At 71.5% G+C, this 10,956-nt stretch carries 9 protein-coding genes; 6 read left to right on the top strand and 3 right to left on the bottom strand.

Going from position 1 to position 10,956, the window contains the following annotated elements; translation table 11 throughout:
• On the bottom strand, positions 1-187 hold a 187-nt coding region (locus tag AB0C84_RS22025; RefSeq protein WP_361069223.1), incomplete at its 3' end, for a hypothetical protein.
• Complete coding sequence (locus AB0C84_RS22020) at positions 178-1,263, bottom strand: magnesium and cobalt transport protein CorA (RefSeq protein WP_179844958.1); 1,086 nt, start codon at positions 1,261-1,263, stop codon at positions 178-180. The genes AB0C84_RS22025 and AB0C84_RS22020, both read right to left, overlap by 10 nt.
• Before the next feature lie 370 nt (positions 1,264-1,633).
• Here AB0C84_RS22020 and purD point away from each other — a divergent pair, with 370 nt between their 5' ends.
• From purD to AB0C84_RS21990, 6 genes are all read left to right on the top strand, one after another.
• Complete coding sequence (gene purD / locus AB0C84_RS22015) at positions 1,634-2,884, top strand: phosphoribosylamine--glycine ligase (protein ID WP_361069220.1); 1,251 nt, start codon at positions 1,634-1,636, stop codon at positions 2,882-2,884.
• Between the two features lie 34 nt (positions 2,885-2,918).
• Positions 2,919-4,064, top strand: a complete 1,146-nt coding sequence (locus tag AB0C84_RS22010; protein ID WP_361069217.1) for a low temperature requirement protein A — start codon at positions 2,919-2,921, stop codon at positions 4,062-4,064.
• Positions 4,057-5,367, top strand: coding sequence for an adenylosuccinate lyase (gene purB, locus AB0C84_RS22005; protein ID WP_361069214.1), 1,311 nt, complete (start codon positions 4,057-4,059; stop codon positions 5,365-5,367). Before AB0C84_RS22010 ends, purB begins: the two co-directional genes overlap by 8 nt.
• Before the next feature lie 8 nt (positions 5,368-5,375).
• On the top strand, positions 5,376-6,164 hold the full coding sequence (locus AB0C84_RS22000) for an MOSC N-terminal beta barrel domain-containing protein (protein ID WP_361069210.1): 789 nt from the start codon (positions 5,376-5,378) through the stop codon (positions 6,162-6,164).
• A 269-nt stretch (positions 6,165-6,433) separates the two neighbouring features.
• The gene (gene murA, locus AB0C84_RS21995) at positions 6,434-7,720 is read left to right on the top strand and encodes a UDP-N-acetylglucosamine 1-carboxyvinyltransferase (protein ID WP_361069233.1); all 1,287 of its coding nucleotides are present in this window, start codon (positions 6,434-6,436) and stop codon (positions 7,718-7,720) included.
• Between the two features lie 807 nt (positions 7,721-8,527).
• Entirely contained in the window at positions 8,528-9,859 is a 1,332-nt protein-coding gene (locus tag AB0C84_RS21990; protein WP_141579421.1) for a transcriptional regulator, read from the top strand.
• 17 nt (positions 9,860-9,876) lie between these two features.
• Here AB0C84_RS21990 and hisC read toward each other — a convergent pair whose 3' ends face one another.
• A complete protein-coding gene (gene hisC / locus AB0C84_RS21985; RefSeq protein ID WP_361069206.1) occupies positions 9,877-10,950 on the bottom strand; it encodes a histidinol-phosphate transaminase in 1,074 nt (357 codons plus the stop codon).
• Positions 10,951-10,956: the final 6 nt, after the last annotated feature.

Genomic DNA, 10,956 nt, shown 5'->3' with positions numbered 1-10,956 from the left:
AGGAGGAGAGCACTGCAATAAACACGCCGCGATCGCGTCCGAAGGCAGGTTCAAGCGAAGCGAGAACCTGATCGCGCAGCGAGCCGCCAGGCGAGACGGAGCGATGCCAGCGATCGCCCGCGTTTATCGACGATGGAGGGCCGCCAGGCCCGAAGGAGGAGATAAATGCAATGAGAACTACAACCATCCGTTGCGGCGGAAGCCTCTGTAGAGGGCGAAGCAGGCGAGGGAGATGACGCTGAGGATCATGGGGTAGCCGTACTGCCAGCGGGTTTCGGGCATGTGGTCGAAGTTCATGCCGTAGACGCCGGCGATGGCGGTGGGGACCATGAAGATGGCGCCCCAGGCGGAGATCTTGCGCATGTCCTTGTTGTCGGCGACGGTGACCTGGGTCATGTGCGCCTGGAGGATGGGGTTCAGGAGTTCGTCGTAGGACTCGACCTGCTCGCGGACGCGGGTGAGGTGGTCTTCGACGTCGCGGAGGTATTCCTTGATCTCGGCGGGGACGAAGCGGCGGCCGGTGAGGTTGCGCAGGGGGCCGGCGAGGGGGCCGACGGCGCGCTTGAGCTGGATGACTTCGCGCTTGAGCCGGTAGATGCGGCGGGACTCGTCGGTGCGCTCGGGGGAGAAGACGGCCTCTTCGACCTCGTCGATGTCCTCCATGACGGCGTCGGCGACGCCGACGTAGCCGTCCACGACGCGGTCGGTGACGGCGTGCAGGACGGCGGCGGGGCCGTGGGCGAGGCGCGCGGGGTCCTTTTCGAGGTCGCGGCGGACGGGGCCGAGGGCGCCGTGGGCGCCGTGCCGGACGGTGACGACGAAGTCGGGGCCGCAGAACAGCATGATCTCGCCGGTTTCGACGACTTCGGCGCCGCCGGGGCCGCTGGAGACGTAGCCGACGGTCTTCATGACGACGAAGTGGACGTCGTCGTAGCGTTCGAGCTTGGGGCGCTGGTGGGCGTGGATGGCGTCCTCGACGGCGAGGGGGTGCAGGCCGAAGACCTCGGCGAGGTCGGAGAGTTCGCCGGCGGACGGCTCGTGGAGGCCGACCCAGACGAAGCCGGCGCTGTCGCCTTCGGGGACGAGCCGGCCGTCACGGACGAGGCGGACGGCGTCGGCGACCGTGGCGGTGCAGACGCGGTGGCCGTCGATGTAGGCGGCCCAGTCGATGACGGCGGAATCGCGGTTCGCGGCCTGCACGCCGCTGGGGCGGCCGCGCGTCTTGAACAGCGCGCGGCTGGGGCGGACTCGTGTCATGGCCATGGGAGGTGCTCCTAACCCGCCGGCCACGCACGCAGTGCGCGCTCAACCCAGGCTGGTCAGCGAAGGGAGCGCGCGAGGGCGTCGGCCGGGCGCCAGATGGAGGCGGACGGTGGAACAGTCCTGCTCGGACTGTGAGGGTTCTCCGGCGAACTGCAAGTATCACCAGGACTCATCCCGACCACCTCCTTTCGGGCACCTCGACGCCGGGCGGTCAAGCCCGTGGCAGCCTACCAGCCGATATGTAGGACGCCGCCCGTATCGGTGAGGTTCACACATCCCCGGTGTGATGGCGGCCTCACCCCGCTGCATGCCCCTTCGCGCAAGGGTTATGCGCGCCCTGCGGGCGGCGGGGGACCAGTAAGCTCGCGACGTGCGAGTACTCGTCCTTGGATCGGGTGGCCGCGAGCATGCGCTCGCCCGCGCCCTGCACCGTGACCCTGCCGTCACCGCCCTCCACTGCGCCCCGGGCAATCCGGGCACGGCAGAGATCGCGGACAACCACCAGCTCGATCCGACGAACCGCACGGCGGTGGTGGAACTGGCCGCGCGGCTCCGGGTGAGCCTGGTCGTCATCGGGCCGGAGGCCGTGCTCGTGGCCGGGGTCGGCGACGCCCTGCGCAAGGCCGGCATCCCCTGCTTCGGGCCTGACCGGGCCGCCGCGAAGATCGAGGCGTCCAAGGCGTTCGCCAAGGAGGTCATGGCCGCGGCGGGGGTGCCTACCGCCGACTCGCGGGTGTGCGAGTCGAGCGGGCAGGCCGAGGAGGCCCTCGACGCCTTCGGCCCGCCGTACGTGGTGAAGGACGACGGGCTCGCGGCCGGGAAGGGCGTGGTCGTCACCGAGAGCCGCGAGGAGGCGCTGCGGCACGCCGACGCGTGCGACCGCGTCGTGGTCGAGGAGTACCTGGACGGTCCCGAGGTCTCCCTGTTCGCGCTGTGCGACGGGCAGCACGCGGTCCCGCTGCTGCCGGCGCAGGACTTCAAGCGCGCCTACGACGGCGACGAGGGCCCGAACACCGGCGGAATGGGCGCCTACACGCCGCTGCCGTGGGCGCCGCCCGAACTGGTGGACGAGGTCATGGCCACGGTCGTCCAGCCCACCGTGGACGAGCTGCGCCGCCGCGAGACCCCGTACGTCGGCGTCCTGTACGCCGGGCTCGCGCTGACGTCCAGGGGCGTGCGGGTGGTGGAGTTCAACGCGCGGTTCGGCGACCCCGAGACCCAGGTGGTGCTGGACCGCCTGGACACCCCGGTCGCCACGCTGCTCCAAGCCTGCGCGATCGGCGGGCTCGACCCGGACCTGCGCCTCGAATGGCGGCCGGGCGCGGCCGTCACGGTGGTCGTGGCCGCCGAGGGCTATCCGGCCGCCCCGGCGAAGGGCGACGAGATCACCGGACTGGAGGAGGCCGCCGCGGTCGAGGGCGCCTACGTCCTGCACGCGGGGACCGCGCTCGGCGGCGAGGGGCAGCCCGTCGCGAGCGGCGGACGGGTCCTCAACGTCGTCGGCACCGGGCCCGACCTCGCCGCGGCCCGCGCCGCCGCCTACGAGGCCGTGTCCAGGATCGGCCTGCGCGGCTCCCACCACCGGACCGACATCGCGCTGAAGGCGATCTCCGTGCCATGATTACCTGATTACACCGATACAAGGCGGGTCAGGCATGGCATCCCCTTCCGTCCCGGCGGGCGGAGAGGTCTACCGCGTCACGACGCTGGAGCTCTTCTTCGACCTGGTGTTCGTGTTCGCGGTGACCCAGCTCAGCCACGTGCTGGTCAAGGAACTGAACGCGCTGGGCCTGGTCCAGGTCGTGCTGATGTTCGGCGTCCTGTGGTGGATGTACGGCGGCTACGCCTGGCTGACCAACACCCTCACGCCCACGACGGCGGGGCGGCGCCTGATGCTCCTGGTCGGGATGGGCGGGTTCTTCATGGTCGCCCTGGCCACCCCGACGGCGTTCAAGGGCGGCGGTGTGCTCTGGGGCCTCGGGTACCTGGTTCTGGTGCTCGCTCATGTGACGCTGTACGCGCAGGGCAATCCAAACATCCTGCGCGTCCTGCCGGCCAACCTGCTCGCGGCCGTCCTGATCATCATCGCGGGGGTCCTCGACCACGGGCCGGCCGTGTACGCGCTGTGGACGCTCGCGCTCGTCGTCCCGATCGTCCAGCCGTACATCGTCTCGCCGGGCGGGCTGTTCACCATCCAGCCCGCGCACATCGTCGAGCGGCACGGGCTGCTCGTCATGATCACGATCGGCGAGTCGGTGATCGCGGTCGGGGCGGGCGCCGAGCACGCGCACCTGGACCCGGGCCTCGTCGTCGCCGTGCTGCTCGGGCTGGCGCTCGCCGCCGCCGTCTGGTGGAGCTACTTCGCCAGGGACGACGAGCGCGCCGAGGAGTCGCTGACCGCCGCCGACGACGTGCGCCGCACGCAGATGACGATGTTCGGGTACTTCTACGCCCACATCCCGCTGGTCGTCGGGATCATCGTCGCGGCGGCCGGCATGGGGCAGGCCGTCGGGCACGCCTGGGACGGCCTGCACACCGGTCCCGCGCTCGCGCTGGCCGGCGGCGTCGCGCTCTACCTGGCGGGCGACGTGGCGTTCCGCCGGACCGTCCGCATCGGGCCGTCCCGCATCCGGCTCGGCGCCGCCGCCGCCGCGCTCGCGGTCACCCCGCTCGGCCTCTGGGTGGCCGCCGCCGAGATCGCCGCGCTCGTCCTGGTGATCGCCGCCGCGCTGGCGCTCGAACACGCGGCGACCCGGCCGGACGCGCCGGTTCCCGGCCTGGGACAATCATCGGGTGATTGAGCGCTACACCCTTCCGGAGATGGGCCGCGTCTGGAGCGACGCGCACAAGTACGAGCTGTGGTGCCAGGTGGAGGTCCTCGTCGTCGAGGCCCACGCCGAGGCCGGCACGATCCCGCCGGAGGTGGTGGAGCCGGTGCGCAAGGCGCCGCCGCCGACGCCGGACGCCGTGCACGCCATCGAGGCGGTGACGCAGCACGACGTGATCGCCTTCCTGTCGGCGTGGGCCGACAACACCGAGCCCCGGGAAGCCGCCCGGTACGTCCACTTCGGCATGACGTCGTCGGACCTGCTCGACACGGCGCTCGCGCTGCAGCTCGCCGAGGCCACCGACATCCTGCTGGAGAAGGCGGACGCGCTCGTCGCGACGCTGCGCGACCACGCGCTGGCGCACCAGGCGACGTTGCGGGTCGGGCGCACGCACGGCATCCACGGCGAGCCGGACGTGTGGGGCCACCGCGTCGCCGACTTCGCGTTCGCCATGGCCCGGTCCCGCGACCGGCTGCGGCGCGCCCGCGAGGCCGTGGGCGTGATGGCGATCTCGGGCGCGGTCGGGACGTACTCCAACATCGACCCGGCGATCGAGCTGCACGTCGCGCGCAAGCTCGGCCTGAAGGCCGCGGACGTGTCGACGCAGGTCGTCCTGCGGGACGGGATCAGCGAGTGGACGTCGTCCCTGGCGATCATGGCGACGGTGTGCGAGGCGATCGCGCTGGAGGTGCGGCACGGGCAGCGCACCGAGGTCCGGGAGCTGTGGGAGCCGTTCGGCAAGGGCCAGAAGGGCTCGTCGGCGATGCCGCACAAGAAGAACCCGATCATCTCCGAGCGGCTGGCGGGGATGGCGCGGATCGTGCGGGCCCAGGTCGTCCCGGTGCTGGAGGGCATCCCGCTGTGGCACGAGCGCGACATCTCGCACTCCTCCACGGAGCGGATCGCGCTGCCGGACGCCTCCATCGCCCTCGACTACATGCTGAACCTGACGAACCGCCTCATGTCCGGACTCGTCGTCGACGATGCGCGGATGCGGGAGAACCTGGAGTCGACCGGCGGGCTCATCTACACCTCGACCGTCCTGCTGGAGCTGGTCGAGGCGGGCATGTCGCGCGACGACGAGGCGTACCCGCTCGTCCAGAAGGCCGCCATGCAGACCTGGGAGACCGGCACGCCGTTCCGCGAGACGCTGCGCGTGCACGCGGCGGAGGCGGGCCTCACGCTGGACGAGAAGCGCCTGGACGAGGTGTGCCGCCCCGAGCGCTTCGTGGAGCGCCTCGGCCCGATGTTCGACCGCCTGACCGCTCTCAGGTAGGAGGGGCCGTGCAGGGGACCCTGACCGAGCTGAACGCCTACCCGCTGAAGAGCGGCGGCGGGACCGCGCTGCGCGGCGCCGAGCTGACCGAGCGCGGCCTGCCGTTCGACCGGGAGTTCATGCTGGTCACCCCCGAAGGCCGCTTCCTGTCCCAGCGCGACCACGCCCGGATGGCGCTGATGCGCCCGTCCTACGACGGGGCGGTCCTCACGGTGGACGCCCCCGGCGCCCCGCGGCTCGTCCACAAGGCCGCGGACGAGGGCGAGGTGCGGGAGGTCTCGGTCCAGCGGTCGCAGTGCCGGGGCGTCGACCAGGGCGACGAGGCGGCGGCCTGGTTCGGCGACCTGCTCGGCGCCGGCTGCCGCCTCGTGCGCTTCACCGGCGTGCGCCCCACGGCCCGGGGCGGCGGCGAGGTCATGTTCGCCGACGGCTACCCGCTGCTGGTCATCTCCGCCGAGTCCCTCGCCGACCTCAACGCGCGGCTGGACGAGCCGCTCCCGATGAACCGGTTCCGCCCGTCCCTCGTCGTCGAGGGCCTCGGCCCCTACGGCGAGGACGAGGTCCGCCTGCTGCGCGTCGGCGAGGCCGTCATCGAGATGGTCAAGCCCTGCACCCGCTGCGTCATCACCACCACCGACCAGCGGACCGCCGAGCGCGGCCGTGAGCCGCTGCGGACGCTCGCCTCCTACCGCACCCGCGACCGCGGCATCCAGTTCGGCCAGAACTGCGTCCCGCGCGTCCTCGGCACGCTCAGGGTGGGGGACCCGGTGGAGGTCGTCGAGGCCCGCAGCCCCTGATGATCTTCAAAACCCCGGCGGCGGGGGTCCGCCGCCCCTAGGCTCCCCCTGGGAATTTTCCCAGGGAACGCGAACCTTTGGCGTGTTCCGGAAGTCTCAACGAGCAGACTGACGCCCGCGGGGCCCGGGCCGGACGCCACACATCCGGCCCGATGGTTTACTGGGGTCGCGTCGGCAGCGGGGGGACACCGTCAGGCACGCTCGGCCCTCGTGCTCCCAACTGGATCGCACACGCAACCGCACCCGAGAGGAAGTTAGGCGGCATGAGCATGGGCCACGAGGTTCGCTACCGCATGCGCGGCGGCCGGCAGCTGCACGGCACGGTCTTCATCCAGGGGGCGAAGAACGCCGTCCTGCCGATGATCGGCGCCTCGCTGATGGCCTCCCGGGGACGCACCGTGCTGCGCAACGTCCCGATCATCGAGGACGTGCGGCGGGCGGTGGAGCTGGCGCGGGCCGTCGGCGCCAAGGCCGAGCTGCACGAGACCGAGCGCACGCTGGTGATCGACGCCTCGACGCTGAGCAGCCCCGTGCTGTCCGCCGAGATCGCGTCCCGGTTCCGTGGCTCGTTCCTGTTCGTCCCGGCGCTGCTGCACCGCTTCGGCGAGGCGGTCATCGAGGGCGTCGGCGGCTGCAACCTCGGCAGCCGCAACCTGGACTTCCACTACAACGGCTTCAAGCGGATGGGCGCCACGGTCACCGAGCACGTGGCCGACAACGGCGACGGCATCATCCACATCAAGGCCGGCGACCTGCGCGGCGGCACGCTCTACTGCGACACCCCCTCGCACACCGGCACCGAGAACCTGATCATGGCGGCCGCGCTGGCGCACGGCACCACGCTGATCAAGAACGCGGCGCTGGAGCCGGAGGTGCTGGACAACATCGCCATCCTCCAGGCGATGGGCGCCCGGATCAGCGGCGGCGGCACCGGCTTCATCACGGTCGAGGGCGTGGACGAGCTGACCGCCGTCGAGCACACCGTGATGCCCGACCGGATCGACGCCGGCGTGTTCGTCATGGCCGCCGCGATCACCGGCGGCGACCTCAGCCTCGTCGGCGCCTCGCTGGAGCACCTCGGCGTCGCCGCCGACAAGCTGGAGCAGATGGGCGTGGAGTTCCACCAGCAGGGCGCCGTCCTGCAGGTGCGCCGCGACCGGACGCTCCGTCCGATCAACGTCATCACCGACGAGTACCCGGGCTTCGCCACCGACCTGCAGTCGCCGATCATGGCGGTGTCCTGCCTGGCCGAGGGCCCCTCCTACATCTACGAGCGGATCTTCGACGGCCGGTTCAAGCTGGCCGGGGAGCTGGCGAAGATGGGCGCCGACATCGAGGTGGACGGCAACCGCGCGAAGGTCAACGGCCCGCGCGGCCTGCGCGGCGCCGAGGTCGAGGCGCACGACCTGCGCTGCGGCAGCGCGCTGGTGCTGGCCGGCCTCGCCGCCGAGGGCGAGACCACCATCACCTCCGCCTACTACCTCGACCGCGGGCACGCGCACACGGCCGAGCGCCTCTCCCAACTCGGCGCCGAGATCGTCCGGGAAGTCGGCTAGATCCCGCGGCGCCGCCCGTCCCGGGTCGCCGTGCGCCGATCGGCCGAATGTGGCCTTGGGCCTGACCAACTCCTGGTTGATCCCTGACGGGCCGAGTAACGGCCGGCGGCAAATCCGTTGAGCCGTGCGTTACCGTCTGGTTACGCACGGCTCGGACGGACCTTCCTTACCACGCGTAGCTTGACTCTCTGACCTGCGAAGTCATGCGTGGAACGGTCCGAATCGACCGGACCGTAACGCGGTAAAAAATCACCGGCGACCCCCGGCCGCACGGCCTGAACGGATCACTCGTCTTTCCGGAGCAGGTGAGATCGGGTCGCCGGATTTCGGCCCTCGCGTAAACCAAACGGACGCCGCAGGGGTCCCTCCAGTACGTAGGAGCGTCAGGAAGGCGCCCCCGCCGTGATTTCGGGTCTTGTTTTTCAACTTCGGACATCCGAAGATGCAGGATCAAGGCTGGCCGATTGGTGACAAATTACTGACCAGGGGGTCGCGTAGGTTACTTTTTCGCCGCACTCTTGATTCGATTTCGCGTCTGGGTGTCACATCATGTAGCCCTGACCCGATCTGCCAGCTAGAAGGAGATCTCCTCCGCTTCGCCGAAGCGGAAGGGAGTTCGGGCAAGAAGGCCCACCTCCGCTTTCCGGAGGCGGGTCGACCGGAAGTCGAATCGCACGGGAACTGCGGGTGCTGGGTCAGAAGGCAGGGGCGTCAAGCCATGAGTCAACCGTTGGGCGGAACGTGCGCGATCAGATGGCCGGGGCGGCGCCCCCGCCGAGAGGCCGGATGGGAAGCGAGCGATCACCGATGACGGCGGCGAGAACGGGGTCCGTCACCCCCGACCTCACGATCGGGGTCGTGGGCCCCCATGACCTCGTCGAACGGGTCATGCTCATGGGCCATGGCCCGACCCCCGTACCGAGCAGGCTGGTGGCCGCCGCGTACCGCGACGAGCAGGAGGCCGCCGACAAGGTCGTGCGCCTCGGCTCGGGCGTGGACGTGTGCCTGTTCGCCAGCCCGGTCCCCTACGACTTCGCGCGCAAGGCCGGCGTCCTGACGATGCCCGCCACGTACGTGCCGCTGAACGGCGCCGCCCTGCAGGGCGCGCTGCTGCGGGCGTCCCTCGACGAGCGCTTCGACCCGGCCAGGGTGAGCATCGACGTGCTCGGCCGCGCCGAGGTCGAGGAGGCCTACTCCGAGATCAGCCTCGGCACCGAGCAGGTGCACCTGCGCGAGGAGGCCGCGGGCCCCGGCACGCTCGCCGCGTTCCACGAGCGGCTCTGGCGGCGCGGCGCCACCACCGTCGCGATGACCTGCGTGCACGCCACCGCCGAGCGCATGGAGATGGCGGGCGTCCCGACCATCCGCGTCCGGCCGACCGGCGCCGCGATCCGCAGCTCCCTGCAGACCGCCGCGCTCCTCGGCGCCCACCACCGCCTGGAGGAGTCGCAGCTCGTCGTCGTGCTGGTCGACGTCCCGACCCTCCGCGAGACCCCGCGCCGCGTCACCCCGCGCTACTGGCGCGACGAGCTGAAGCTGGCCCTGCACCGGGTGCTCCTCCAGGAGGCGCACCGGATGAACGCCTCGGTGTGGCCCGTCGACGACCACAGCTACCTCGTCATCGCCACCCGCGGCTCGGTCACCGCGTCCACCGAGGGCTTCCGGACGCCGCCGTTCGTCGAGCGCGTCCGCGAGGAGCTCGGCCTGGCCATCGAGGTCGGCATCGGCATGGGCCGCACGGCCCACGAGGCGGAGAACCACGCCCGCGCCGCCCTGGCACGCTCCCAGAGCTCTCAGCGGGCTCAGGGCTTCGCGCTGGACCGCGACGGCCGCGCGCTCGTCCCCGCGCCGCGCACGCCGCCGCGCGCCCAGCCGCAGGCCAAACCGAAGGGCCTGGAGATCCTGGCCCGGCTCGCCGACAAGCTCGGCGACCAGGAGCAGCCCCTCATCGTGGACGCGGAGAACGCCGGCAAGATGCTCGGCGTCACGCCCCGCACGGCCCGCCGCCTCCTGCGCACGCTGGTCGAGGAGGGCCTCGCCTGGCCGCTCCCCCCGAACCGCACCCCCCAGCCGGGCCGCCCCCGCCAGCTCTACCGCCTGATCGTCGAAAAACTCGGGCCCGCGGCGAAAACGAGCTGAGGGGGGCGGGCGGGCGGCTACCGCTTGAAGGTCTTGGCGACGGTCAGGAAGGCGTCGTTCTCCTCGGGGGAGCCTATGGAGACGCGGGCGCCCTCGCCGTCGAAGGGGCGGACGCTCACGCCCTGGGCGTCGCAGGCGGCGGAGAACTCCATCGTGCGGTCGCCCAGGCGCAGCCACACGAAGTTGGCCTCGGTGGGCGGGACCGTCCAGCCGTCGGCGAGGAGGGCGGCGCGGACGCGGTCGCGCTCCTTCACCGTGCCCTCGACGCGCTCCATCAACTCGTCGGTGGCGGCCAGGGACGCGACGCCGGCGGCCTGCGCCACGGAGTTCACGCTGAACGGCAGGAACGTCTTGCGGATGGAACCGGCGACGAGCGGGTGCGCGACGAGGTAGCCGATGCGCAGGCCCGCGAGGCCGTAGGCCTTGGAGAACGTGCGCAGGATCGCCAGGTTCGGTCGGTCGCCGTAGAGGGTGAGGCCGTCGGGGACGTCGCCGTCGCGGACGTACTCGCGGTACGCCTCGTCCAGGACGACCAGGCAGTCCGCGGGCACGCGGTCCAGGAACGCCTCGATCTCCGCGCGGCCGACGGCGGTGCCGGTGGGGTTGTTCGGGTTGCAGACGAAGACCACGCGCGTGTTCTCGGTGATGGCGTCCGCCATCGCGCGCAGGTCGTGGGTCTCGTCCCGCAGCGGCACCTGGACGCTCGTCGCGCCCGACAGCGACACCAGCAGCGGGTACGCCTCGAACGACCGCCACGCGTAGACGACCTCGGCGCCCGGCTCGGCGACGGCCTCCAGCAGCATCTGGGTCATCCCGACGGAACCGCAGCCCACCGCGACGTGGTCGGCGGGGACACCGCAGAACGACGCGATCGCCTCGGTCAGCGAGGTCGCGTTGTTGTCCGGGTAGCGGTTGATGTTGCGCGCCGCCTCACCGATCGCCTCCACGACCGAGGGCAGCGGCCCGTGCGGCGACTCGTTGGACGACAGCTTGAACGAGCGGCCCTCGGGCGACACCACGACCTTGCCGGGCCGGTAGGCCACGAAGCGGTCGAGGACGGAGCGGAAGCGGGGTGTGGTTGCCTCGGACACCGTTGT

This window comes from Actinomadura sp. NPDC048955 (assembly GCF_040649435.1).
GTDB classification, from domain to species: Bacteria; Actinomycetota; Actinomycetes; order Streptosporangiales; family Streptosporangiaceae; genus Spirillospora; species Spirillospora luteofluorescens.
Note: the sequence above shows the minus strand (reverse complement) of the source record. Positions and strands in the feature narration are given on the sequence as shown.